The sequence below is a fragment of the Micromonospora sp. WMMD714 genome (assembly GCF_029581315.1).
In the GTDB taxonomy this organism is placed as follows: Bacteria; Actinomycetota; Actinomycetes; order Mycobacteriales; family Micromonosporaceae; genus Micromonospora; species Micromonospora rifamycinica.
In genome coordinates this window covers 4,494,112-4,518,422 of the sequence record NZ_CP120744.1, presented here as the reverse complement: position 1 = coordinate 4,518,422, position 24,311 = coordinate 4,494,112, and the positions used below count along the sequence as shown (strand labels likewise).

Below are 24,311 nucleotides of genomic sequence, written 5' to 3'. Positions count from 1 at the left end.
GTCGTCGGGCAGCGGGAATCAGGAGCCGAGCTTGGCGACCGTCGCGGCGGTGTCGGTCTTGCCGCTGGCCACGTCAGCCACGAAGGCGTCCATCTTCTGGGTCTGCTCCGGGGTCGGCTTGCAGATCTTGACGGCCGGGAACGGGTCCTTGCCCAGCTCCCACTTCTTGGTGGTGCCGAGGGTCATCTCGCCCTTGGCGAACAGCTCCAGCGCGGCGGCGAAGTACGCGCCCGGGTCGAAGATGACCGAGATGTCGAAGCGCGGGTCGGTCGAGTCGCACCGGTCGGTGCCCGGGGTCAGGGTGAGCGCGCCGCCGGTGTTGGCCAGCTTGGCGGCGGCGTCGGTGGCCCCGCCCAGGTACGGGTAGACGACCTTGACGCCCTGGCTGATCTGCGCCTGGACGGCCTCCCGGGCCTTCGCCGAGTCGTTGAAGTCACCGGTGTAGGTGGTCACCAGGGTCGCGTCCGGCACCACCATCCGGATGCCCGCCTTGTACGCCTTGGCGGCGTTGACCGAGAAGTCGGCCTCCATGCCGGTGACGAAGCCGGCCTTGGTGGCGTTCTTCTGCTGCATGACCAGGCCGGTGGCGTACCCGGCGGCGAGCATGCTCTGGTTGGGGTCGTCGCTGGACAGCGTGACCCGGGGCGTCTGCGGGATGTTCTCCGACGACGGCACGTACCAGGAGGTCTTGGCGCAGACCGCCTCCTCGGAGGCGGGGATGGCGTCCTTCAGCTCGGACGCCCCCAGCGCGACCATGTCCACGCCCTGCTGACACAGCGCGCGGGCGGCGCTGAGCGCCTCGGTCGGCGGCACGTTGCCGCGCTTGATGACCTGCCAGCCCTTCTCGGTGGCGAACTTCTCGGCACCGACCACGAAGCTCTCGTAGTAGCCGTTGTCGTTGATGTCGCCGGGGCTGAGCACCCCGATGACGACCTTGCCGTCACCGTTGGCGTCGGGCTGCCCGGCGGGGGCCGTACCGCTGCTGGCCGACCCTCCCGCCGACGGCGCGGTCGCGTCGTTGCTGGCGCAACCGACCAGGGCGAATCCCAGCGCCCCGGCGAGCAGCGCCGCCGGACCCCGAGCAATCCTCATTGTCATGGTGCTTTCCCTTCACGTGGGGCCGACGCGCCGCCCGGCACGGACCGGCGCGCGGAGTACTCGGTCGCTGGCACGGTGGGCCAGCGAGGGGGGATGTCGATACCGGCCCGGCGCAGCAGGGCGGCCCGACGCTGGGCGGCCTCCTCGCGCAGGGCGTCGACGTCCACGGTGGTGATCCGCCCGTCGCGGACCACCAGCCGGCCGTCGACCAGGACGTCCCTGACGGTGTGCCCGGCCGCACCCCAGACGAGCTGGGTGGGCAGGTCACCGACCGGGATCCAGGGGATGGTCCGGGTGTCCAGGAGCACCAGGTCGGCGGCCTTGCCGACCTCGATCGAACCGGTCCGCGCCCCCAGCCCGACGGCGGCGGCGCCGTCGACGGTGGCCAGGGCGAAGACCTCGTCGGCGCGCAGCGGGTCGGGTACGCCCCGGTCCCGCTCCAGGCCGGCGAAGAGTCGGGCGGCCCGCCACAGGTCCGGGGTGTCCCCGGCGTTGTGCGAGTCGCAGCCCAGCGCGAGCCGACCGCCGGCCCGGTGCAGCGCGGTGTGCCGGCCCGCCCGGCTGAAGCCCTGACCGAGCCGCAGGTAGGCACCCGGGCAGGAGGCGACGGCGGTGCCGGTCTCGACGAGCGCGTCGACCTCGGCGTCGTCGAGCCACACCGCGTGGCCGAGCAGCAGCCGGGGGCCGAGCACCCCGAGGTCACGCAGGTGCCGCACCGGCCGGGACCGGCCGGCGGCGGCGTAGGCGGCGGCGTCCTCCGGGCCGGGCGACAGGTGCCAGGTCATTCCCACGTCGAGCCGGTCGGCCAGCTCCGCCGCGCCGGTGAACAGCTCGTCGCTGACCAGGTCGTGCCCGACCAGGGTGACCCAGCCGGTGACCAGCGGGTCGCCGGCCAGCGCGGTGACGGTCTCTTCCTGCGCGGCGAGGGTGTCGGCGGCCGGCATGGCGTACGGCACGTCGGGGGCGTCCCAGCCCCAGCCGCCGACCCGGCCCCGGATGCCGGCGGCGCGCAGCCCCCGGGCGACCCGCAGCGGGTGCGCCACCGTGCCGGGCTCCAGCAGGGTGGTGACCCCGTAGCTGAGCGACTCGACGGCGGTGAGGGTGGCCGACAGTTCGTCGTCGTCGCCGGTGACCGCGCCGTGCAGCGGCACGATCCAGTCGAAGATCGCCTGCTGGGCCGGCACGTCGTCGGGGATGCTGCTGCGCACCAGCGGGTCGGCGGTGGTGTGCTGGTGGGTGTTGACCAGGCCGGGGACGACGAGGCAGCCGGTGGCGTCGAGTTCGGGGCTGCCCGGATGGGCCGCGCGCAGCGCCGCGGCCGGGCCGATGGCGGCGATCCGGCCGTCGACCACGGCGATGCTGCCGCCGGGGACGACCGCCCGGTCGGCCGCCATGGTGACGATGTCGGCGTCGACGACCAGCAGGTCGGCCGGGCGGGGGTCGGCGGTGCCCGCCGTCGGGACGGTGGTCATGGCCGGACGAGGATCTTGCCGATGAGGTCACCGGACTCCTGCCGGGCGTACGCCTCGGTCAGCTCGTCCAGCGGGTACTCCGCTCCCCGGACCACCCGCAGGCCGCCGGCGAAGAAGGCGTCGAGCATGTCGGCGAAGTCGGCCGGGCTGTACGCCCCCGCCCCGAGCAGCCGCAGACCGCGCCGGTAGACGTCGGAGAGGGAGAAGCTGACCTGGTCGCCGGTGGTGTTGCCGAGCAGCACGATCCGGCCGCCGGTGCGCAGGCTGGCCAGCGAGGTGGCCCAGGTGGCGCTGCCGACGTGGTCGACGACCAGGTCGACGCCGTGCCCGTCGGTGCGCTCCCGCACCTGGTCGGCGGTCCGGTCGTCCAGGTCGAGCACGTCCGCGCCGAGGTCCGCGGCGACGGCCCGCTTGGCTTCGGTACGCGCCACCGCGAGCACCCGGGCGCCGGCCCGGCGGGCGAGTTGGATGGCGGCGACGCTGACCGCGCTCGTGGCGGCCTGCACCAGCACCCACTCCCCGGGGCGGACCTCGCCGACGCGGTGCACGGCGTGCCAGCCGAGGCTCCAGGCGGTGGGCAGCGCGGCGGCCTCGGCGAGGTCGACGTGGGCGGGCACCCGGTGCACGACGGTGGCCGGGACGGTGACGTACTCGGCGAACCCGCCGGGCCGGTTGCCGCCGACCACGGCCAGCGTCGGGCAGTAGCCCGGTTGACCGTTCTTGCAGGTGGCACAGGCTCCGCAGCCGATGGTCGGGTCGATCAGCACCCGGTCGCCGGGGCGTACCGTGGTGACCTGCGGTCCGACGGCGGTGACCTGCCCGGCGACGTCCATCCCGCCGACGTGCGGCAGGGCGAAGCCGGGGAGCAGGGCGGTCCGTCGCTGGAGCAGGTCGAGGCGGTTGAGGGCGGCGGAGTGCACCCGGACGACCACGTCGGTCGCGCCCGGCTCGGGGTCGGGCAGCTGGCGCAGGCTCAGCACCTCGGGGCCGCCGAAACCGGTCTGGACCATGGCGCGCATCGCAACCTCCCCCACGCTCTACCAGTCAATATGGCGTCTTGCATTGTGATTCTCGCTGCTTAGCGACGTACTCTGCCTGCGGGGCGGCGGCGTGTCAACGGCTTGCCGCAAAAGAGGCGGAACGGTTAACGAAGCCGGGCGTCCAGCCTGGTCACAGGCCACCCACCAGGGGATCAACCGGCCTCGGATGCGGCCAGCAGCTCCCGGGCGGCCAGCGCCGTACGCAGCACCGCGACCGTCTGCGGGTCGAGCGGGTCGACCCCCAGCAACCGCTTGATCAGGCCCACCCGGTAACCCACCGAGTTGCGGTGCAGGTGCAGCCGTTCACTGACCGCCTGCCGGCTGCCCCCGGTCGCCAACCAGCAGTCCAGGGTGCGCAGCAGGTCGTCCCGGTGGGCGATCGGCCCCAGGTGCCGGTGCACGAACCAGCGCAGCCGCTCGTCCGGCACGGCCAGCAGGACCTGCGCCAGCCCGGCCTGCCCGAACGGCAGCTCGGGGCGCCCGTCCGGGGCGCGCAGCAGCAGCCGCAGCAGCCGGTCCGCGTCCCGGAACGAGGCCGCCGTCCGGGCCGGCCCGGTCACCAGCGCCCCGGCGACCACCCGCACCTGCCCGGCTCCGACGATCTGGTCCAGCCGGACCCGCAACCGGGTCACCTCCCGCTCCACGTCGCCGTGCAGCAGGGTCCAGGCCCGTCGCCCCTCGGCCAGCATCGGCCGGTCCAGCCAGCTCAGCGCGGACGCCCAGCGGCGCGGCTGCTCCCCGGTGTACGCGATCCCGGCGACCGCGTGCGGCTGGTCCAGCCGCCAGCCGTGCGCCGCGGCCGCCCGGAGCAGCTCCGCCTCACCCGCCCGCAGCAGCCCGACCACGCCCGCCCGGACCGGGTCGGCCCCGCCCACGGTCGGCGTGGGCGACTCCCCGAGGCCGTCGCGCAGCGCGCGCAGCACCGTCGCGGCGTCCCGGACGACCGGCGGCGACTCGTGCCGGACCGCCTCGATCAGCAACGCGGTGGTCGCGGCCACCGCCAGCGCCAGCTGCCCGGCCGCGACCGGCTCGGCCAGCAGCAGCGCGCCGAGCCGCCGGGGCCCCGCACCGACCGCCACCGCCCGGCCGGTCCACCCGTCGGCGCAGCGGACCTGGACCGGCACCGCGCCACCCGCGCGACCGGCGGCCAACGCCCGGCGTACGTCGTCCGGCGCGGCGTCCCGCCGGGGGCCGACCCGGCCGTCGCTGGCGGCGAGCAGCTCCCCCGTCTCGGCCACCAGGCGGCAGGCCGCCCCGGTGCGCTCGGCCACGGCGGCGAGCAGCTCGGGCCAGCCGGCACCGCCGAACGCGAGTTCCGCGAGCCACTGGGCGAACGCGGCCGGCGACGGCGCGGCGGCGACGGCCAGCCGGGGCCGCGCCGCCGCCAGCTCACCGGGTCGGCTCACGCCGACGGTCGGTCGAGCAGCCGGACCGCGACGGCCTTCTCCTGGGTGTACTCGCGCAGCGCCGCGTAGCCGCCGCCCCGGCTGAAGCCGCTCTCCTTCTGCATGTTGAACGGGAAGCCGATCACCCCGGCGTCGTGGAACTGGTTCACCGCCACCTGCCCGGCGCGGGCCTGCGCGGACACCCGCAGCGCCCGGGACACGTCACTGGTCCAGATGCAGGCCAGCAGGCCGAAATCGGTGCCGTTCATCAGCGCCACCGCCTCGTCGACGCCCCGGAACCCCTGCACCGCCAGCACCGGGCCGAAGACCTCCTCCCGGGCCAGCCGCATGTCCGAGTCGACCTGGTCGAAGACCGTCGGGGCGACGTACCAGCCGTCGTCGAACGCGGCGGTGGCCGGCTCGCCGCCGGTGACCAGCCGGGCGCCGGCCGTCGGGGCCTCGGCCAGGAAGCCCCGGACCCGCTCGTACTGGGCCTGGCTGACCAGCGGTCCCATGTCCAGGTCCTGGTCCCAGGGGCCGGTCCGGACGGCCGCCATGCCGGCGGCGACCCGCTCCACCACCTGCGCCCGGATCGACTCCTCGACCAGCAGCCGGGAGCCGGCGTAGCAGTTCTGCCCGGCGTTCTCGGTGATCGAGGCGATGATCGCCGGGACCGCCACGTCCAGGTCGGCGTCGGCGAAGACCACGTTCGGGGACTTGCCGCCCAGCTCCAGCTTGACCGGGACGAGGTGCTCCGCGGCGGCGCGCATGACGGCCCGCCCGGTGACCGTCGAGCCGACGAAGCTGATGTGGTCGACGTCGGGGTGCCCGGTGAGCGCCACCCCGGCCTCGGGGCCGAGCCCGGTGACCACGTTGAGCACGCCCGGCGGCAGGCCGGCCCGGCGGCCCAGCTCGGCCAGCGCGAACGGCGACAGCGGCGCGACCTCGGACGGCTTGAGCACCACCGTGTTGCCGGCGGCCAGCGCCGGGGCGACGTTCGCGGCGGTGAGCACGGCCGGCACGTTCCACGGGATGATCACCGCGCAGACGCCGTACGGCTCGGGCCGGGTGTAGCCGAAGTAGTCCGGCGTACGGGTGGGCAGGGTGACCCCGGTGAGCTTGTCGGCGGCCCCGGCGAAGTAGTCGACGATGCCCTGGGTGATGTACATGTTGAGCCGCCCACCGGAACGGGGCTTGCCCACGTCACGCGCCTCGTGCACGGCGAGTTCCTCGACGTGCTCGCCGATCAGCGCGGCCCAGCGCGACAGGATGGCGCCGCGCTCGCTGGGCGAGGTGGCCGCCCAGCCGGGCGCGGCCCGACGGGCGGCGGCGACGGCGTGGTCGACGTCGACCGCGCGGGCGCGGGCCACCGACTGGATGGGCTCCCGGGTGGCGGGATCGAGCACCGGCAGCTCGCCACCGTCGGCGGCGGCGATCCAGTCGCCGTCGATGAACTGGCGGGCGGTGGGAATGTCCAGGTCAGCCATGTGCGAATCCTTGACCCTTCACGTTTCGCATGTCAAGATGCAATCTCGCTTTGTGAGTCACTAGGGAGGGCGCGTGCGGATCACAGCGGCGGTGCTGGAGAACGCGGGAGGGCCGTTCACCCTCCAGCAGATCGACCTCGCCGACCCGGGGCCGGACGAGGTCCTCGTCCGGGTGCACAGCGTCGGGATCTGCGCCACCGACCTGGAGTTCGCCAACTTCTTCCCCACCCCCGCGGTGCTCGGCCACGAGGGCAGCGGGGTGGTCGAGCAGGTCGGCGCGCGGGTCACCGGCATCTCCCCGGGCGACCACGTCGCGATGAGCTTCACCTCCTGCGGCGACTGCCCGCTCTGCCGGGGCGGAAACCCCGCCTACTGCCGGCAGTTCGACGCGGTCAACTTCACCGGCCGGCGACCCGACGGCAGCTCGGCGCTGTCCCGCGACGGGCAGCCGGTCAACGGCCACTTCCTGGGCCAGTCGTCGTTCGCCACCCACGTGGTCGCCCCGGCCCGCGCGGTGGTGCCGATCAGCAAGGAGATCGACCTGGGCGTGGTCGGCCCGTTCGGCTGCGGCTTCGGCACCGGGGCCGGCGCGGTGCTCAACGTGCTGCGCCCGGAGGTCGGGTCCTCGCTCGTCGTCTTCGGCGCCGGCGCGGTCGGCGTCGCGGCGATCCTCGCCGCCCGGACGGCCGGCTGCGCCGTCGTCGCGGCGGTCGACGTCAACGCCGGCAAGCTCGACACCGCCCGGCTGCTCGGCGCGACCCACGGGGTGAACTCCACCGACGGCGACCCGCGCGAGCTGCTGACCGCGATCGCCCCGCACGGCTTCGACGTCGCGATCGACACCACCGGCCGGGAGGACGTGCTGCGCCTCGCGGTCGAGTCGCTCGGCCCGCTCGGCCGGTGCGGCGTGGTCGGGATCGGCCCGAGCGAGCAGATGAGCTTCGAGTGGCGCAGCGTACTCAACGGCCGCAGCATCACCGGCATCATCGGCGGCAGCAGCCTCCCGCAGGTCTTCCTGCCGAAGCTGCTGGACCTGCACGCCGCCGGCAACTTCCCGGTGGACCGCCTGATCACCCGGTTCCCGTTCGAGCAGATCAACGAGGCGGTGGCGGCGCTGCGGTCCGGCGAGGTCGGCAAGGCCGTGCTGACCCTCTGACGGGTCGGCCCGCCGCACCACGGCGGCGTCCCGCCGGGCCGGCAGCCGGCGTCCGGTCCGGCCCCGCCGGCACCCCGCCCACCCGGTCCGGCCGACATCGACGATGCTGCATCTTATCGTGAAACGTTGTCTCGCAATGTGAGCGACATTACCCTTGGCGTCAGACCCACACCCAGTGGCGCGGCTGGGCAACACCGCGCAGCGTCCCGCACCTGTGGAGCACGTCCCGATGACCGAACAGCAGCGCACCGCACCGGCCGCCGCGCAGACCGCGACCGAAGACCGGCCCGTCGCGCCCTTCGACCACCACTCGGCCGAGTGCAACACCGACCCGGTGGGCTACTACCGGGAGTTCCGGCAGACCTGCCCGGTGGGCCGTACCGACGCGCACGGCGGCTTCGTCTACACCACCCGGTACGCCGACGTGGTCCGGATCGCCCGCGACGACGACACCTTCTCCTCCGCCCGCGCCACCGCCGGGGGTGACGGCACCGCCATCGTCATCCCCCGGGGCCCCGGCCTGGAGCAGTACCCGATCGAGCTGGACCCGCCCGCCGCGACCGGCTACCGCGACCTGATCAACCCGCTGCTCACCCAGGACGCGGTGGCCGAGCTGGCCCCGATGGTCGCCCGGCACACCACCCGGGTGGTGGACGCCTTCATCGCCGAGGGGTCGGTGGACTTCGTCCGCGACCTGACCAACCCGTTGCCGGCCGCCGTCACCCTCGACTGGCTGGGCTTCCCCGAATCCGACTGGGCCAAGCTCGCCGGCCCGATCCACGACATCTTCGCCGCCCTGCCGGGCAGCGAACGGGCCGTGCGCGGGGCCGCCGGCCTGGCCTACCTCGACCAGCGGATCCGGGAGCTGATCGTCGAGCGGCGGGCCGAGCCGACCGGCGACGCGGTGAGCTACCTGGCCGCCCAGCGCCGCGCAGACGGGGAACTGTTCGACGCCGACGAGCTGGTCTCGGTCATCGGGCTGCTGATCGCGGGCGGGGTGGACACCACCACCTCGCTGACCGGCTCGACCCTGGTGCACCTGAGCCGGCACCCGGAGGACCGGCAACGTCTGATCGACTCCCCCGACCTGCTGCTCACCGCGACCGACGAGTTCCTGCGGGTGTTCGCCCCGTCGCAGTCGATGGCCCGTACCGTCCGCACCGACACCGAGGTCGGCGGCTGCCCGGTGACCGCCGGTGACCGGGTGCTGATCCCCTGGGTCGCGGCCAACCACGACCCGGCGGTCTTCCCCGACCCCGAGCAGCTCCGGCTGGACCGCGACGCCGCCCGGCACCTGAGCTTCGGCATCGGCAGCCATCGCTGCGCGGGCGCGCACCTGGCCCGGCTGATGTTCCGCGAGATGATCACGCAGGTGCTCACCCGACTGCCCGACTTCCGGGTGGTGGAGGAGGGGCTCGTCGCCTATCCCACCCGGGGCAACCAGAGTGGCTGGGACGCGATCCCGGCCGTCTTCACCCCGGGTCCTCGCCGCGACGCCGACGCGGCGGGGGCCCGGCCCACCGCCAGCCTGACCGGCGACCGGGAACTGGTCATGGTGGCCACCACCACCGCCACCGACGAGGTGCTCGAGGTGCGGCTGGCCGACCCGGCCGGCACGGAGCTGCCGTCGTGGACGCCCGGCGCGCACCTGGAGGTGCGGCTGCCGTCCGGGCGGGTCCGGCAGTACTCGCTGTGCGGCGACCCGGCCGACACCCGGGAGTACCGGATCGCGGCGCTGCGGGAGCCCGCCGGTCGGGGCGGTTCGGTGGAGCTGCACGCGCTGGCCCGCGCGGGCGTCGCCCTCTCGGTGCGCGGCCCGCGCAACCACTTCCCGCTCGTCGACGCCCCCGGCTACCTCCTCCTCGCCGGGGGCATCGGGATCACCCCGATCCTGGCGATGGCCCGCGAGGCCGACCGTCGGGGCGTGCCGTTCCGGCTGGTGTACGGCGGGCGTACCCGGGCCTCGATGGCCTTCGTCGACGAGGTGACGGCGCTCGCCGGCGACCGGGTGACCCTGCTGCCGCAGGACGAGGCCGGCCTGCCCGACCTGCGGGCGCTGCTCGACGCCGCCGGGCCGGACACCGCCGTCTACTGCTGCGGGCCGACCGGCATGATCGACGCGGTGGAGCGGGTCTGCGCCGAGGCGGGCCGTTCCGGGCAGCTGCACGTCGAGCGGTTCACCGCCGACGATCTGGAGGTCGCCTTCGACCCGGCGACGAACACCGAGTTCGAGGTGCACCTGGCCCGCACCGGGGCGACCCTGCGGGTGCCCCGGGATCGCCGCATGATCGACGTGCTGCGCGAGGTGGTGCCCGGCCTGACCTACGACTGCGAGAAGGGCTACTGCGGCGCGTGCGAGACCCGGGTGCTGGCCGGTACGCCGGAGCACCGCGACTCGCTGCTGACCGACGAGGAGCGTGCCGCCGGCCGGAGCATGATGATCTGCGTGGGCCGGTGCCGCTCCGAGCGGCTGGTGCTCGACCTGTAGGTGTCGTCCGCCCGGACGGGCCGGCCCCGGGTCGGCCCGTCCGGGTCACCACCGACGCCGGCCCGCCTCAGGCGGCGGCGGCCAGCGCGTCGAGGATCAGGTCGAGGCCGAAGGTGAACTGCCCGCCGAAGTGGTAGCCGGGCTGCCCGACGTGCCGGGTGGCGAACTCGACCAGGTGCGGATAGTCGCCCGCCGCGAAGCCCGCCATGATCGATTCCGCGACCTCGGTGGCGGCGTCGCCGCTGTCGAACGGCAGCGACGCCTCCTGCAACACGAACCCGAAGACGTAGGCGTCGACGATCGCGTAGGCGTGCGCCGTCATCGGCAGCGAGAGCCCTCCGCCCCGCAGCACGCCCAGCATCCTGTCGTGGTGGCGCAGGGTGGCCGGGCCGGGGCTGGTCCGGGTCTCGATCAGGGTCAGCGCCCACGGGTGCCGGGCGAGGACCGTCCGGGCCGACAGGCAGCGTCGGCGTACCTCGGCCCGCCAGTCGCCGCCCGGCTCGGGCAGGTCGATCTCGGCGAAGACCCCGTCGACGAGCGCGTCGAGTAGTTCGTCCTTGTTGCGGATGTAGTGGTAGAGCGACATCGGCTTGGCGTGCAGCGCGGCGGCGAGCGAGCGCATGGTCAGCGCGCCGAGACCGTCCGCGTCGGCGATGGCGACGGCGGCGCGCAGCACTGCCTCCCGGCTGAGCTGCCGTACCGCTTCACCCACTCTGTCACCCCCCTGACGCTTGGTTGACCGCCCGCACCGGCCACCGTACCGTACTAAGTAAGTCGTACTTAGTACGAAGATCCGGAGGCGGCGATGTCCCTGCGTGTGGCCGGTCGGTGGACCGGCGCGTTCTTCCTGTCGGCGTTCGTCGCCTACGGCGTCGGCAGCGCACTCGCCGGGCGACCGGCCGGGGTCGCGCTGGTGCTGGCCAACTCCGTGCTGGTGGCGGCCATCGGGGTGCTGGCCTTCCGGGCGCTGCGCCGGCCGCACCCGGGGGCCGCCTGGCTCTACCTGGTGGCCCGGGGCGCGGAGGCGTTTCTGCTCGCCGCCGGCCTGGTGCTGCGCGACCGGTACGGCGAGGGCGCCGCCGACCTCGCCTACCAGCTGGCCATGCTGGCGCTCGGGCTGGGCAGCGTGCCGTTCTGCCTGGCCCTGGCCCGCCGGCACTGGCTGCCCCGCTGGCTCGCCTGCTGGGGCGTCGCCGGCTATGCGCTGCTGGCGGTCGGCGCGGCAGCCGAGGTGGCGGGGGTGGCGGTCGGGGTCGTGCTGGCCGCTCCGGGCGGGTTGTTCGAAATCGTCCTCGGTGTCCTGCTGCTCACCCGGGGCTTCGCGCCGGCCACCGCCGCCGCGCCCGCCGCCTCGGCCGGTCCCGCCACCACCGCCGCGCCAGCCACCACCACCGGTTCCGCTACCACCGCTGCGGGCGGCGCGGACCCGGACGACCCGCGCACCCGCCAGGCGGCGCTGGCGGCCGGCCTCGGCCTGCTGCTGATGGCGGTGCTCGCCGGCTGGGCCAACTTCGGCGTCGTGCAGCCCCTGGTCGTCGCCGACGCGACCGAGAGCGTCACCCGGCTGCCGCAACAGCAGGGCGCACTCACCCTGGCGGTCATCGCCCTGCTCGCGGTCGCCTGCCTCGACGTGCTGGTCGGCTGGGCGCTGCGGGCCTTCCTCCACCGCACCCGGCCCGCCGTCGCACTGCTCGCGGCGTGGTGCCGCACCGGGTACGCGGTCGTGCTCGCCGTGGCGGTGACCCACCTGATCGGCGTCGCCGGCCTGCTCCGCGACGACGCGGGGGCCGACCGGCTGCGCGCCGACGGGTACCCGGCGCTCGCCGACTTTCAGCAGGTCTGGGATCTCGGGCTGCTGCTGTTCGGCGTCCACCTGCTGCTGGTCGGCTGGCTGGCCTGGCGGTCGGAGACCGTACCGACCTGGCTGGCGGTGCTGGTGGCGGTCGCCGGCGCGGGCTACCTGGCCGACTCGGCCGGGGCGCTGGTCGCCGACGGCCAGCCGGTGCGGGTCGCCGGGGTCACCTTCGTCGGTGAGGTCGTCCTGACGGGTTGGCTGCTCGTCCGCACCGCCCGCCACCGCCGACCGGCCGCCCGCCGGGCCGCACCGGACACCGGCGCACGGCCGCTGACCGCCTCCCCGCCGCGCAGCACCGCCCGGTGACCTGACGGGCCTACGCGGACGGCCCGCCGCGCCACGACACTGGGGCGCTGCGGGCCGTCCTGACGAGGGGCCGGTGGGTCAGTTGCCCCACTCGAAGTTGGGCTCGACCGCCTCGGCGATGCGGAACCGGCCACCCGGCGCGATCTCGCTGCCGCGCTCGGTGACCACGTGCTTGCCGAACCCGTCGACCAGCGGCCGGCCGACGTCGCGCTTGAGCCACAGCCGCAACAGGTGCCGGCGGCGCTCCGGCTCCGGGAAGTCGACGTAACCGGTACGCGAGTGCAGGGCCGCGTAGTTCAGCAGCCACTGCACGTCACCGGGCTGGAAGTCCATGTCCAGCGCCAGGCCGGGAGCCTGGGACACCTCGTCGTAGAGGTGCAGCAGCTCGATCTGCGCCTCGGTGAGGCGGGGCACCTCCGGGTAGTCCTGCGCCGAGAAGATCATCGAGGTGCCGGCGTAGGTGCTGAAGATGCCGTCGACGTAGCTGCAGATCGGCGAGGTGTAGGTGTGGGCCGGGGCGTCCGGGTCCTGCCGGTGCCAGTCCCAGTGCCACGGCTCGAACAGCAGCGGCGCGAGGTCCGGCCGGCGGCGCAGGATCTCGTTGTAGATGGTGGTGCCGCTGACCAGGCTGCTCGCCCCGCCGTCCTTGGCCGCCCGCAGGCACATCAGCGCCACCACGTCGGAGCTGTCGGAGTGGAACGGCAGCCGGTCGCGGACCCGCGACGGCAGGGCCGACGGGTCGTCGAGGGTCTTGTTGGAGGTGGCGATGACGTGGTCGAGCACGTCACCCATCTGGTTCTGCCCCATCGGCACGCCGAGGTGCAGCCCCATCAGGAAGAAGATCGCCCCGGCGAGGGTGTCGCCGTACTCCTCCGTGCGCAGGCCCCGGACCAGGATGAAGCCGCGTCCGGAGTCGAGCTGGCGGGCGCACTCCTCGTTCAGCCCGGCGCAGGCCGGCAGCGGGTAGTCGGCGGCGGTCACCGTACGCAGGTCGGGGTCGTCGGCGACGAACCGGCGGCCGACGGTCTCCAGCTCGACGCGCTCGGCGTCGCTGAGCTGGTAGACCCACTCGGTCGAGGTACGCAGCTCGTCACCGCGCCAGGCGGACGGGCCGGAGATGGGGGCGAGATCGATTGCAGTGGTCATGATGGTGCGCTCCGAGGGTCGGTTCTGCGGGAAACGGGTCAATGTCCCGGCGCGGGCGTACCGCCCACCGGGCTGATCAACGACGCGGGCGACCGCCGTGTCCCGGACGGGAGACGGCGGGCCTGTCCGTCAGAACGGGGTCTGCGGATCCCCGGCGGCGGTCCCGGGGCGCATGCCCTCCCGCGGCGGGTGTACCCGCAACGGCTCCTCGTAGCCGCGCACCAGCAATCCAGGACCTTGCGGTACTCGGATCATGGCGTTCTCCTGCGGCTGGCGATGATCGCTCCAGGCTAGCCAACCCCCGCCGCAACGTCAACAGAGACGCCATCTCGCAATCTGGCTCACGCCGGACGTCGGACCGGGGCCGGACGGGGGGCGGCCGCCGACCCCGGTTCCGCCCGCTTCGCCCGGTCGGTCATCCCTGTCCCGTCGCGGCGTTGAGCCGGGCGGCCTGGCGGACAAGGTGGTCGCGTTCGGCGAGGTTGCCGGCCCGGTGGGCCGCGTCGGCGTACGACCGGGCCGCCGTCGCCAGGTCACCGGCCCGCTCGTGCAGGTACGCCGCCGCCGCGGCGTGCCGCGGCAGCGCCGGGTCCAGCACCGCGAGGGCCGCCAGCCCGGCGCGCGGCCCGTCGGCCTCGCCGACGGCGACAGCACGGTTGAGCCGGACGACCGGGCTGTCGGTCAACCGCGCCAACTCGTCGTACCACTCGACGATCTGCACCCAGTCGGTCTCCCCGGAGGTGGGCGCGTCGGCGTGCAGCGCCGCGACGGCGGCCTGGGCCTGGAACTCGCCCAGCCGGTCCCGGGCCAGCGCCGCCTGGAGGATCCGCACCCCCTCGGCGATCAGCGTGGTGTCCCACCGGGTGCGGTCCTGCGCCGCGAGCGGCACGAGGCTGCCGTCCGGGGCGGTCCGGGCGGCCCGTCGGGCGTGGTGCAGCAGCATCAGGGCGAGCAACCCGGCCACCTCGGGATGGTCGATCGCCGCCGCGAGCTGCCGGGTCAGCCGGATCGCCTCGGCGGCGAGGTCGACGGCACCGGAGTAGCCCTCGTTGAAGACCAGGTACAGCACCCGCAGCACGGTGGCGACGTCACCCGGCTGGTCGAACCGTACGCCGGACACGGTGCGTCTGGCCCGGCTGATCCGCTGCGCCATGGTCGCCTCCGGCACCAGGTACGCCTGGGCGATCTGGCGGGTGGTCAGCCCGCCCACGGCGCGCAGGGTCAGCGCGACCGCCGACGACGGGGTCAACGCCGGATGGGCGCACAGGAAGTAGAGCTGGAGCGTGTCGTCCGCCCCGGACACGGGGCCCGGCGCCGGTTCCTCGACGACGAGGTCCTCCCGCCGACGGCGGGCGGTGTCCGCCCGGGTCGCGTCGAGGAACCGGTGCCAGGCCACGGTGACCAGCCAACCCTTGGGGTCGCGGGGTGGATCGACAGGCCAGACCCCGACCGCCCGCACCAGGGCCTCCTGCACGGCGTCCTCGGCCGCCGCGAGGTCGGCACCGCGGCCGACGAGCACCCCGAGCACCTCCGGGGTGAGGCGGCGCAGCAGGTCGGCGTCCATCAGGTCACTCCGTGATCGTCGGCGGCTCGGTGAGGAACGGGCGCAGCTCCAGCCACTCGTGGATCGGTCGGCCGCCCGCCCCCGGGGCGGCCGACAGCTCCCCGGCCAGCTCGACGGCGCGCTGGTAGCTGTCCACGTCGATCACCATCCAGCCGGCGACGAGGTCCTTGGTCTCGGCGAAGGGGCCATCGGTGACCGGCGGACGCCCCTCGCCGTCGTACCGGACGAACGTCCCGCCGGGGGCGAGCGCCTGGGCGTCGACGAACTCCCCGGTGCCCTCCAGCCGCGCCGCGAAGTCGTTCATGTACTGCACGTGCGCCGCGATCTCCTCGGGCGTCCACCGGTCCATCGGTACGTCGTTGACCGCGGCCGGGGCGCCCCGGTAGTGCTTGAGCAGCAGGTACTTCGCCATCAGAGTTCTCCTCGGTGCCGGTGCGGCAGCTGTTGCGGCCGCGTTCACCCCGGGGACGACGCCGCCGCCCCGTTCTCGACATCGCCGACCACGATTTCTTCCCTGGCACGGTACGCGCGCGACGGTGTCGGCCCGCAGCGCCGCTGCCGGCGCGTCGCCCGACTCACCGTCCCACGAGCTGCCGGGCCCGCAGCCGGCGGATCCCCGAGACCCGCTCCGTCGGAGGGGACGGCCGGGTCGCGGGCAGCCGCACGGTGAACACCGCGCCCTGGTGCGGACGCCCCTGCGCCTCGATGGTGCCCCGGTGACTCGTGACGACCTCCTGGAGCAGGGCCAGGCCCAACCCGAAGCGGTGCTCCCCGGCACCCGCGCCGCGGTGGAAGCGGTCGAAGATGCGGCGCGCGTCCGCCTGGTCGAACCCGTCCCCGGTGTCGGCGACCACGAACTCGGCGTAGTCGCCCGCCGCCCGCAACGACACGTCGATCCGGCCGCCGGGAGGCGTGTGGGCGAGCGCGTTGGCGAGCAGCTCCCCGGCGACCCGGCGCAGCGCCGACTCCACCCCCGGCACCGGGAGGGGCTCGGTGGGCATGTCCACGGCCAGGGCGATCCGGCGTTCCGCGGCGCGTTCGGTCTCGGCAGCGACCGCCGCCCCGACGAGCACGGTGAGGTCGACCGGCGGATCCGTCCGCCGGTCGGCGGGAGCAGCGGCGAGCTGGGCAGAGAGCAGCAGGTCGTCGACGATCTCGCCGAGCCGGCGGGTGCCGCCGATCAGCCGGTCCAGGTCCTCCAGGTTGGCGGCGCTCCCGCCGGTACGCGCCCGCCGGGCCATCACCTGGGCGCGGATGTGCACCTGGGCGATCGGCGTACGCAGCTCGTGGCTGGCGTCCGCGATGAACCGACGCTGGCGGGTGAGCGCCTCCGCGAGCGGCGCGACGGCCCGACGACCGACGAGCGCGCCGGTCAGCACGGCCACGAGCAGGCCGACCGTGGCGGCGAGGGCGAACGCGAGCAGCAGGTGCCGACGGTCGGACAGCTGGAACCGCGCGTCGAACACCGCCTGGACGACGATCCCACCGTCCCGGGCCTCGGTACGCACGTGGTAGGTCGTGCCGTTGCGGGTCACCGTGTCGAGGTGGACGTGTCCGGTGTCCGCCACCGTCCGCAGCGCGGCGGACAGCGGGAAGCCGGGCGGGGGCGGGTTGACGCCGGTGTCCACCCGTACCCCGTCGTACTGGAAGATCCAGCTGCAGGCGGGCGGGCCGGCGATGGTCGCGTGGCTGGTGCCCCAGGCCAGTTCGCGTTGGATCTGGGCATCCTGGCTGCGGACCAGGACGGCGTAGGAGATGCCGCCCGCCGTCAGCAGCAGACCCCCGATCGCCAGACCGACCAGCAGGCCGATCCGCAGTCGGGCCCGCCGGACCATCGCCTGCTCCACCAACTCCATCAGAGCCCTCCGAGCCGGTAGCCCAGGCCGTGCACGGTGCGGATCACCGCGCGGCCGAGCTTGCGTCGAAGGTAGTAGACGTAGGTGTCCACTATCGACGCGGCGGCGGCCTCGTCGAAGACCCTGCGGCGCAGCTCGGCCCGGGAGTGCACGGTGCTGGGCTGCGCCGCCAGCACGCGCAGCAGCTCGAACTCGCGGGCCGACAGCGCCACCCGGGTGCCGTCGGCCAGCACCGCGTCGCGGGGGGTCAGGTCGAGCCGGCCCGCGCCGATGCGCAGGACGTTGGCCGAATCGGAGGTGCGTCGGCACAACGCCCGGATCCGGGCGCTCAGCTCGTCCAGGTCGAAGGGCTTCATCAGGTAGTCGTCGGCGCCCGCGTCCAGCCCGGCTATCCGGTCGCCGACCGTGCCGAGCGCGGTGAGCATCAACGCCCGGGCCGGGATCCGGCGCGACCGCAGCCGGGCGACCAGGTCCAGCCCGTCCAGTGCCGGCAGCTTCCGGTCGATGACCAGCACGTCGTAGGTACGGGTGAGCCCGAGGTGCAGACCCCGCTGGCCGTCCGCGGCCCGGTCGACGACGAACCCCTCGTAGACCAGTGTCTCGGTGAGGAGGCCGGCCAGTTCGTCGTCGTCCTCGACCAGCAGCAACCGGTTCGGTCTCTCCCCGCGCATGTGTCCACGATCGCACAGAGGACCCCCAAATAGAGACAGCTATCTCTTTGTCATTTCGCCACCACGAGCGACGGCGGGTGGACCTCCCCGCCCCTGCGGGCCTCCCGTCGCTCGATCCAGCTCAGCAACGGCGTCGTCATCATGGTGGTGACCAGCGCCACCACCACCAGCACGGTGAACAGCGACGCGTTCACGATGCCCGCCTCCAGCCCGACGTTCAGCGCGATCAGCTGCATCAGACCCCGGGCGTTCATCAACGCGCCCACCCGCAACGCGACGCCCTGCGACTCGCCCCGCAGCCGCGCCGCCGCCCAGCAGGCGCCGAACTTGCCGACGATCGCCGCGGTCACGCAGGCCACCGCGAACAGCAGCACCGGCGCGCTGCCCAGCAGCCCGAACTCCGTCCGCAGGCCCGAGTAGGTGAAGAACAGCGGCAGGAAGACCGTCGCGGCGACCGGGGTGAGGGTGTCCACCACCCGGTCGGTGTTGGCGGTGTGCGGCATCACCACCCCGACCGCGAACGCGCCGAAGACCGCGTACAGGCCGATCTCGTCGGTGTACCAGGCGACCAGGAAGAGCAGCGCCACCGTGCCGAGCACCCGGGCGCTGTCGTTGAGGCGGGGGCTGGTCATCAGCGCGGTGGTCACCCGACGCCCGACCAACCAGAGCACCAGCCCGAACAGGACCGCGCCGCCGGCGGTGACGATCGCCGGCCCGGCCCGGCCGGAGGCGAAGGCCAGCACCACGGCCAGCATGATCCAGGCGACCATGTCGTCGAGCGCGCCGCTGGCCAGCGACAGGGTGCCGTGCCGGGTGCCGGCGTGCCCACGTTCGGTGATGATCCGGGCCAGCATCGGAAAGGCGGTGATGGCCAGCGCGACGCCGACGAACGCCGCCGAGACCCCGAGCGACGTCCCGTCGGCCCGCATCGGCACGGCGTCCGCCGTCACCAGTACCAGCAGCACGCCGAGCGCGAGCGGCGCGGTCACCCCGGCCAGCGACACCAGCCCCGCGGTGCCGGCGAGGCCGGTGACCCGGTGCGCCCCGAACGCGTACCCGGCCTGGAACATGAACAGCACCAGGCCGACCTGACCCACCACGTAGAGCACCGGGAGCAGGGCGGTCGGGAACAGGGCGTCCTTGACGTCCGGCAGGACCAGGCCGAGCAGCGACGGGCCGAGCAGCACGCCGGCGAGCATCTCGCTGACCACGGCGGGCTGCCCCACCCTGCCCAGCAACCAGGCCACCGCCTTGCAGAAGATCAGGATCACCGCGACCGCGATGAAGAACCGCGGTGCCAACTGGGTCGGGGTCACCGGACCGCCTCCTCGAAGTAGGTGGTGCACAAGCGTTGCCGTCGGGCGTCGACGACCATCCACGCGCCGAGCACGAGTTGCCGGATGCTGCGCCCCACGTCGGCCCAGCGGTCCCGGGACCGCATCGCGGCCAGCCGGAGCCATCCCGGGCCGGCCACCCCGGCCGGGGTCAGGTACGCCGGTCCCCGGCTGGGCAGCGACCGGCTGTGGGCGACCGAGGACGCCAGGGCGTACCGGCGCAGCACCTCGCGGGTGGCGGCGCGCAACATCACCGGCGCGACCCCGCGCGCCGGGCAGGCCCGGTTCGCGGTGACGCCGTACGGGATGAAGTGGGCGTCGCGGGGTCTGAGCGTCCGCCACCGGTCCGGGTCGAACCGGTCGTCGGCGGCCGGTCCGCTGCGCTGGAACGCCAGATAGTTGAAGAGCAGCACCGATCCGGTGGCCAGGGTCACCCCGGTCGGCAGCACGATCGGCGCGGAGGTGATCCGGTGGGCGACGCCGAAGAGCGGATGCACCCGCAGCGTCTCGTCGACCACCCGGTCCACGGCGTCGTCGTCGTCGAGGCAACGCTGCAGGTCCGGACGGGTGGCCAGCGAGAGCAGCACGTGCGCCATCGCCTCGGACATCTGCACCACGGCGGTGGTGCCGAACGCGCCGTGCAGGTACCAGGCCGTCTCCTCGACGGTGAACGGCGCCGGCAGGGTCACCGGGCAGGTACCCGCCTCGACCCGCCCGCGCAGGTAGCGGGTCAGCGGGTAGCGCCGGTCCAGGTGCCGCAGGCCGGTGCACTTCAGGGCGGCGGCCACGTCGGTGGCGTTGGTGACGATCAGCGCCCGGACCTCCGGTGGACACTCCTCGTCGAAGATCAGTTCGTGGAAGACCTCCGCCCACACCGGCATCATCAGGTCCCGCAGCCGGACGTGGTGGATCCGCCCGGCCGGCAGCTCGTCGAGCACCCGGCGGGTGGCCGCGGTGGCGAGCGCGTCGGCGCGCTGCGGACGCACCGCGAGCACCCGCCGGGTCACCGCCGCCACCGCCCGGTAGCGCTCCCCCGGCTCCAGGTGCTCCTGGTGCATGTGCGGGCCGGGCGAGAGCCAGTACCAGAACAGGTCGGACAGGCCGGCGCCCCGGCTGCGCCCGTCGGCCGCCGGGTCCGCGTAGACCCGCTCGAAGTGTTCGACGTCGACGAGCGGGCCGGGCACCGGGATGCCCTCCCCGCCGTTGACCCTGGCGAAGACCCACTGCCGTAGCCGCACCACCGCCGCCGGCAGCCAGCGCGGCAAGGTCCCGACCACCCCGAACGCGACCAGCACGCCCAGCACGACCGGCGCGCTCACCCCGGGGCCCCGGTGGTGACGAGATCGGCGTCGAGGTCGCCCGGCCGCGCGACGCCGACCAGCGCCAGCGCCCGGTCGAGATCGGCGCGCACCAGGTCGAGCACGTGCCGCACCCCGGCCGCGCCGCCCGCCGCGAGCCCCCAGAGCACCGGACGGCCGAGCAGCACGGCCGTCGCGCCGAGGGCCAGCGCCACCAGCACGTCGACCCCCCGCCGCAGGCCGCCGTCGACCAGCACCGGCACCCGCCCGTCGACGGCCGCCACCACGCCCGGCAACGCGTCCAGGGTGGCCAGCGCCCCGTCGAGCTGCCGGCCGCCGTGGTTGGAGACCAGCACACCGTCCACCCCGTGCTCCACGGCCAGCCGGGCGTCGGCCGGATGCAGCACCCCCTTGAGCAGGATCGGCAGCGACGTGAGCCCGCGCAGCACCCCGATCAGCTCCCAGCCCACCCCCGCGTTCATCTCGATGGGCCGGACCCGACCGGCCGCGTCCCGCATGTTCTCGCAGACCAGGCCGGGTGGCAGGTCGACGAAACCGTGCCGCAGGTCGCGTTCCCGCCGGCCGAAGACCGGCGAGTCGACCGTGACGACCAGAGCCCGGCAGCCGGCGGCCACCGCCCGCCGGACCACGGTGGCGGTGAACTCCAGGTCCGCGTGCGGGTAGAGCTGGAACCACAGCGGCCCGCCGGCCGCCGCGACCTCCTCCACCGGCCGGGTGGCCGCCATGCTCACCACCATGACCGTGCCGGCGTCGGCGGCGGCCCGGGCGGTGGCCACCTCACCCTCGGGGTGGGCCAGCCGGTGGAACGCGGTCGGCGCGATCAGCACCGGCATGCTGACCGGGCTGCCGAACAGCGAGAGCCGCAGGTCGCGCTCACCGGCCGCGCGCAGCACCCGGGGCCGCAGCCAGCGTCGGGCGAAGGCCGCCTCGTTGGCCCGCAGGGTCCGTTCGTCCCCCGCCCCACCGGCGAAGAAGTCCCAGTGCACCGGATCCAGCCGACGGCGGGCCGCGGCGGCCACCTCGGCCAGGTTCAGCCCGACCGCGTCGGCGGCCAGCACGTCAGTCCCCGACACTGCGCAGGCACCGGTCGACGAACGCGGCCAACGGCGTCATGTGCACCTCCGGCCGGTCCCAGCGGTTCTCCAGGTTCTCCGCCAGGTGGTGGGTCGCGACGACCTGCCCGGCCCGGTGGTGGCGGACCACCGGGTGCAGGTACGCGGCGTCGTGCGCCTGACCGACGACGTCCTGGGCCACCCGGCGGACCGTGACGTCGAACGGGTCCACCTGGTCGTGCTCCGGGCCGTACTCCAGGGTGACCACGAAGGCGTCGGAGTAGTCGTGGTCGGCGGTGCGCAGGCCGGTCCCGGTGAAGTACGCCACCGGCACCTCCTCGTGGTAGCGCGCCTCGGTGCCGGCGACGGTGACCACGTCGGCGAGGACGTCGAACTGCTGCCACAGCGCCGAGGTGCGGTTGACCCGGGCGATGATCGCGTCGGTGATCGCCGCCCCGGTCGCGTCCAGCTTCTCCGCCGGCCACGGCGTGTCCCCGTACCGGCGTTCGAGAATCCGGTGCAGGCTCCGGACGGCGTAGCGGAAGCCGTGGATGAAGCCGTTCGTCGAGCGCTTGAAGTCCCGTTCCTGGGTGATGGTGCCGGCGAAGAACAGGTCGGGCACGTTCACCGACTCCCACTCGGCGGTCTGCGCCGGGAACCGGTCCCGGATCGCCAGCTCAGGCCGGCAGGAGTCGTCGAAGATCGACGCGTCGAAGGCGAACCCGGTGCAGACCAGCACCCGGTCGTAGCGCAGCTCCTTGACCACCTCGTCGGCGCGGGAGAACGCGAAGGTCACCGTGTACCCGTCGGCGTCGCGGGTGATCCGCCGGACGGTGCCGTCCAGGATCGCGTTCGCCGACTTGAGCTGGTAGGTGTCCAGGAAGTTGTTGTTGACCGCGCGCAGGTGCCCGACGTAGTGGGTCCGCCAGGCCATCCGCACCGAACTCGGCCCGGCCAGGTGGATCAGCGTGGTGGTCTCCATCAGGCTGTCCGCGGTCTCGAACGCGGAGTTGCCCTTGCCGATGATCAGCACCTTCTGGTCGAGGTAGTCGCGCGGGTCGACGGGCATGTCCGCGTACTGCTCGGCCAGCTCCAGCCCCGGGATGTCCGGCAGGTACGGCCGGGACACCCCGGTGGCGACGACCACCCGGCGGGCCCGGAAGGTCTCCCCCGCGTGCACCTCGAAGATCCCGTCCACCTTGGACACCGAGGTCACCCGCGCGCCGTAGCGCACCTTCACCCCGGTCTTGGCGGCGAAGTCGGCCAGGTAGCGCACCATCACCTCGGCGTCCGGGAAGTACCGCTCGGTGTACGTGGTGAACCGCAGCGCCGGGTCGTCGGTGAGCAGCGAGTTCCAGTCCAGCCGCAGGTTCAGCTCCGGGTCGTCGGAGCCGGTGTGCGGCTTGTTGATGGAGATGAGCTGCCGGTGCCGGGGGTAGGTGGCGAAGAACGCGCCGGGGATGTCCGCACCCTCCAGCACCAGGTAGTCGCGCCGGCCGTCGGCCTCGAGCAGCGCGGCCAGTTGCAGGCCGGCGGGTCCGGCCCCGATGATCAGGTAGTCAAGCGTCACGACGGCCATCCAGGGTGAGAGAGGTCAGCGGGAGTCCGAGTTCGTCCACGACGTCGGCGGCCCGCCGGACGTCGCTGTCCAACGGGCGGTCCGGGTCGACCGGCGGGATCGCCGCGGCCAGCGCCGCCAGCGCCTCGCCGCAGCCCGGCGCGGTCGGCGTCCGCGCCCCGACGTGCGCGGCCTGCCGCAGCCCCAGCGCCAGCGAGCCGACGATCAGCCGGAGCAGTCCGGCCTGGTCGAAGACCCGCAGGGCGGCCTGGGTGCCGAGCGGGATGACGTCCTGGTTGTGCAGGTTGGTCGGCAGGCTCTGCATGCTCGCCGGCATGGCGTCCCGGCGGATCTCGGCGATCAGCGCGGTCGAGGCCAGCTGCACCCCCTGGAGCCCGTGCTGCTGCCCCGGGCCGGCGGCCAGCATCGGCGGCAGGCCACCGTTGCGGTGCGGGTCGACCAGCAGGTCGAGCTGCCGTTCGGCGAGGTTGCCCAGCTGGGCCACCACCATCGACAGCAGGTCGGCGGCGAACGCGGCCGGTTGCCCGAAGAAGTTGCCGCCGTGCACCACCAGATCCTCGTCGGGGAAGAACAGCGGGTTGTCGCTGACGCTGCCCAGATCGGCGGCGACCACCGCGTCGACGTGGCGCAACGCGTCCTCGGCCGCGCCGAGCAGCTGCGGGGCGCACCGGATGCTGTACGGCTCCTGCAGGGGGCGCTTGCCGGACGGCACGAGCCCGTCGCTGACCCGCCGCATACCCGCGCCCACGTCGATCGCGCCCGGGTGGCCGTAGGCCCGCAGCAGCCGGGCGTCGAGGAACTGCGGGTCCGCGCCGAGCAGGTCGGCGAGCAGGCAGGTGAGCACCTGCTGCGCCCGGTGCACGGCCCGGACGGCCGACAGCGCCAGCGCCGTCGCCGCGGTGGTCAGGGAGGTGCCGTTGACCAGGGCCAGGGCGTCCCGACCGTCCAGCGGCAGCGGCTCCAGGCCCGCCCGCGCCAACGCCTCGGCCGCCGGCAGGCGTACCCCGTCGAGGTAGGCGTGACCGCGACCGCGCAGCGCCTGGGCCGCCGCGCCCAACGGGATCAGGTCGCCACTCGCGCCGACCGAGCCCCACCTCGGCACCGCCGGCACGAAGGTGGTGCCGAGCATCGCCGCCAGCGCGTCGACGACGTGCGGGGACACCCCCGACGCACCCTGGGCCAACGACCAGGCCCGCACCAGCACGGTCGCGCGGACGATCTCGGGGGCGAGGTCCGGGCCGTGGCCCGCGCCGAGGTGGGCGAGCGTGTTGTCGGCCTGGTCGCGCAGGTCGGCGCGGCCGGCGTACCCGACGAGGGCGCCGAAGCCGGTGGTGCTGCCGTACACCGCGCGGTCCTCACCGAGCACCTCGGACAGGAAGACACGGGTGTGCGTGACCCGGTCGCGGACCTGCGGCCCGACCACGACCCGGACCGGGTCACGGGCGGCGCTCAGGTCGGCGATCCGCAGCGGGGCCGCGAGATCTACCTCTGTCGTCATGCGAC

20 protein-coding genes are annotated in these 24,311 nt (G+C 74.2%); 3 read left to right on the top strand and 17 right to left on the bottom strand.

From position 1 onward, the window contains the following. Nucleotides 1-18: 18 nt before the first annotated feature. The 5 genes from O7625_RS19350 to O7625_RS19330 form a co-directional block, all read right to left on the bottom strand. Entirely contained in the window at nt 19-1,092 is a 1,074-nt protein-coding gene (locus O7625_RS19350) for a BMP family ABC transporter substrate-binding protein (protein WP_282340370.1), read from the bottom strand. Nucleotides 1,093-1,094: 2 nt separating this feature from the next. Next, on the bottom strand, nt 1,095-2,570 hold the full coding sequence (locus O7625_RS19345) for an amidohydrolase family protein (protein ID WP_282340369.1): 1,476 nt from the start codon (nt 2,568-2,570) through the stop codon (nt 1,095-1,097). After that, nucleotides 2,567-3,589: a zinc-binding dehydrogenase gene (locus tag O7625_RS19340; RefSeq protein ID WP_282340368.1), complete on the bottom strand. Its 1,023-nt coding sequence runs from the start codon at nt 3,587-3,589 to the stop codon at nt 2,567-2,569. The genes O7625_RS19345 and O7625_RS19340 overlap by 4 nt, the downstream gene beginning before the upstream one ends. 173 nt (nt 3,590-3,762) lie before the next feature. Beyond that, entirely contained in the window at nt 3,763-5,016 is a 1,254-nt protein-coding gene (locus O7625_RS19335; RefSeq protein WP_282340367.1) for a helix-turn-helix domain-containing protein, read from the bottom strand. Then, nucleotides 5,013-6,482: an aldehyde dehydrogenase family protein gene (locus O7625_RS19330; RefSeq protein WP_282340366.1), complete on the bottom strand. Its 1,470-nt coding sequence runs from the start codon at nt 6,480-6,482 to the stop codon at nt 5,013-5,015. Before O7625_RS19330 ends, O7625_RS19335 begins: the two co-directional genes overlap by 4 nt. A 73-nt stretch (nt 6,483-6,555) precedes the next feature. Between O7625_RS19330 and O7625_RS19325 the strand changes: the two genes are divergently transcribed. Both O7625_RS19325 and O7625_RS19320 read left to right on the top strand, forming a co-directional pair. Beyond that, a complete protein-coding gene (locus tag O7625_RS19325) occupies nt 6,556-7,638 on the top strand; it encodes an NAD(P)-dependent alcohol dehydrogenase (protein ID WP_282340365.1) in 1,083 nt (360 codons plus the stop codon). A 229-nt stretch (nt 7,639-7,867) separates the two neighbouring features. Then, nucleotides 7,868-10,126: a cytochrome P450 gene (locus O7625_RS19320; RefSeq protein ID WP_282340364.1), complete on the top strand. Its 2,259-nt coding sequence runs from the start codon at nt 7,868-7,870 to the stop codon at nt 10,124-10,126. 67 nt (nt 10,127-10,193) lie between these two features. On the opposite strand, the gene O7625_RS19315 is transcribed toward O7625_RS19320, so the two are convergent. Further along, complete coding sequence (locus O7625_RS19315) at nt 10,194-10,838, bottom strand: TetR/AcrR family transcriptional regulator (protein WP_282340363.1); 645 nt, start codon at nt 10,836-10,838, stop codon at nt 10,194-10,196. Nucleotides 10,839-10,931: 93 nt separating this feature from the next. Between O7625_RS19315 and O7625_RS19310 the strand changes: the two genes are divergently transcribed. Next, entirely contained in the window at nt 10,932-12,287 is a 1,356-nt protein-coding gene (locus O7625_RS19310; RefSeq protein ID WP_282340362.1) for a DUF4386 domain-containing protein, read from the top strand. A gap of 78 nt (nt 12,288-12,365) precedes the next feature. On the opposite strand, the gene O7625_RS19305 is transcribed toward O7625_RS19310, so the two are convergent. The 11 genes from O7625_RS19305 to O7625_RS19255 all read right to left on the bottom strand — a co-directional run bounded on the left by O7625_RS19305 (nt 12,366) and on the right by O7625_RS19255 (nt 24,306). After that, nucleotides 12,366-13,433, bottom strand: a complete 1,068-nt coding sequence (locus tag O7625_RS19305) for a TauD/TfdA family dioxygenase (RefSeq protein ID WP_067312155.1) — start codon at nt 13,431-13,433, stop codon at nt 12,366-12,368. A 129-nt stretch (nt 13,434-13,562) separates the two neighbouring features. Continuing rightward, nucleotides 13,563-13,688, bottom strand: coding sequence for a hypothetical protein (locus O7625_RS19300; RefSeq protein WP_269458973.1), 126 nt, complete (start codon nt 13,686-13,688; stop codon nt 13,563-13,565). Between the two features lie 160 nt (nt 13,689-13,848). Next, nucleotides 13,849-14,997 carry a DUF6596 domain-containing protein gene (locus O7625_RS19295; protein ID WP_282340360.1) on the bottom strand — a complete coding sequence of 383 codons (1,149 nt, stop codon included), beginning with the start codon at nt 14,995-14,997 and terminating at the stop codon, nt 13,849-13,851. 4 nt (nt 14,998-15,001) lie between these two features. Next, nucleotides 15,002-15,409, bottom strand: a complete 408-nt coding sequence (locus O7625_RS19290; protein WP_067312148.1) for a YciI family protein — start codon at nt 15,407-15,409, stop codon at nt 15,002-15,004. A gap of 163 nt (nt 15,410-15,572) precedes the next feature. Continuing rightward, entirely contained in the window at nt 15,573-16,853 is a 1,281-nt protein-coding gene (locus O7625_RS19285; protein WP_282340358.1) for a HAMP domain-containing sensor histidine kinase, read from the bottom strand. Beyond that, nucleotides 16,853-17,524: a response regulator transcription factor gene (locus O7625_RS19280; RefSeq protein ID WP_067312142.1), complete on the bottom strand. Its 672-nt coding sequence runs from the start codon at nt 17,522-17,524 to the stop codon at nt 16,853-16,855. The genes O7625_RS19285 and O7625_RS19280 overlap by 1 nt, the downstream gene beginning before the upstream one ends. 50 nt (nt 17,525-17,574) lie before the next feature. After that, entirely contained in the window at nt 17,575-18,840 is a 1,266-nt protein-coding gene (locus O7625_RS19275) for a cation:proton antiporter (protein WP_282340357.1), read from the bottom strand. Beyond that, complete coding sequence (locus O7625_RS19270; RefSeq protein ID WP_282340356.1) at nt 18,837-20,177, bottom strand: cytochrome P450; 1,341 nt, start codon at nt 20,175-20,177, stop codon at nt 18,837-18,839. The genes O7625_RS19275 and O7625_RS19270 overlap by 4 nt, the downstream gene beginning before the upstream one ends. Next, complete coding sequence (locus tag O7625_RS19265; protein WP_282340355.1) at nt 20,174-21,250, bottom strand: alpha-hydroxy acid oxidase; 1,077 nt, start codon at nt 21,248-21,250, stop codon at nt 20,174-20,176. The genes O7625_RS19270 and O7625_RS19265 overlap by 4 nt, the downstream gene beginning before the upstream one ends. Continuing rightward, the gene (locus O7625_RS19260; RefSeq protein ID WP_348773958.1) at nt 21,237-22,808 is read right to left on the bottom strand and encodes an NAD(P)-binding domain-containing protein; all 1,572 of its coding nucleotides are present in this window, start codon (nt 22,806-22,808) and stop codon (nt 21,237-21,239) included. The genes O7625_RS19265 and O7625_RS19260 overlap by 14 nt, the downstream gene beginning before the upstream one ends. Next, nucleotides 22,789-24,306, bottom strand: a complete 1,518-nt coding sequence (locus tag O7625_RS19255; RefSeq protein WP_067312170.1) for an aromatic amino acid ammonia-lyase — start codon at nt 24,304-24,306, stop codon at nt 22,789-22,791. Before O7625_RS19255 ends, O7625_RS19260 begins: the two co-directional genes overlap by 20 nt. Nucleotides 24,307-24,311: the final 5 nt, after the last annotated feature.

Bases quoted from the DNA above. Each gene is read 5' to 3' on its own strand.
- O7625_RS19350 (WP_282340370.1), bottom strand. From the start codon at position 1,092: ATGAGGATTGCTCGGGGTCCGGCGGCGCTGCTCGCCGGGGCGCTGGGA.
- O7625_RS19345 (WP_282340369.1), bottom strand. From the start codon at position 2,570: ATGACCACCGTCCCGACGGCGGGCACCGCCGACCCCCGCCCGGCCGAC.
- O7625_RS19340 (WP_282340368.1), bottom strand. From the start codon at position 3,589: ATGCGCGCCATGGTCCAGACCGGTTTCGGCGGCCCCGAGGTGCTGAGC.
- O7625_RS19330 (WP_282340366.1), bottom strand. From the start codon at position 6,482: ATGGCTGACCTGGACATTCCCACCGCCCGCCAGTTCATCGACGGCGAC.
- O7625_RS19320 (WP_282340364.1), top strand. From the start codon at position 7,868: ATGACCGAACAGCAGCGCACCGCACCGGCCGCCGCGCAGACCGCGACC.
- O7625_RS19310 (WP_282340362.1), top strand. From the start codon at position 10,932: ATGTCCCTGCGTGTGGCCGGTCGGTGGACCGGCGCGTTCTTCCTGTCG.
- O7625_RS19305 (WP_067312155.1), bottom strand. From the start codon at position 13,433: ATGACCACTGCAATCGATCTCGCCCCCATCTCCGGCCCGTCCGCCTGG.
- O7625_RS19300 (WP_269458973.1), bottom strand. From the start codon at position 13,688: ATGATCCGAGTACCGCAAGGTCCTGGATTGCTGGTGCGCGGCTACGAG.
- O7625_RS19295 (WP_282340360.1), bottom strand. From the start codon at position 14,997: ATGGACGCCGACCTGCTGCGCCGCCTCACCCCGGAGGTGCTCGGGGTG.
- O7625_RS19290 (WP_067312148.1), bottom strand. From the start codon at position 15,409: ATGGCGAAGTACCTGCTGCTCAAGCACTACCGGGGCGCCCCGGCCGCG.
- O7625_RS19285 (WP_282340358.1), bottom strand. From the start codon at position 16,853: ATGGAGTTGGTGGAGCAGGCGATGGTCCGGCGGGCCCGACTGCGGATC.
- O7625_RS19280 (WP_067312142.1), bottom strand. From the start codon at position 17,524: ATGCGCGGGGAGAGACCGAACCGGTTGCTGCTGGTCGAGGACGACGAC.
- O7625_RS19260 (WP_348773958.1), bottom strand. From the start codon at position 22,808: ATGGCCGTCGTGACGCTTGACTACCTGATCATCGGGGCCGGACCCGCC.
- O7625_RS19255 (WP_067312170.1), bottom strand. From the start codon at position 24,306: ATGACGACAGAGGTAGATCTCGCGGCCCCGCTGCGGATCGCCGACCTG.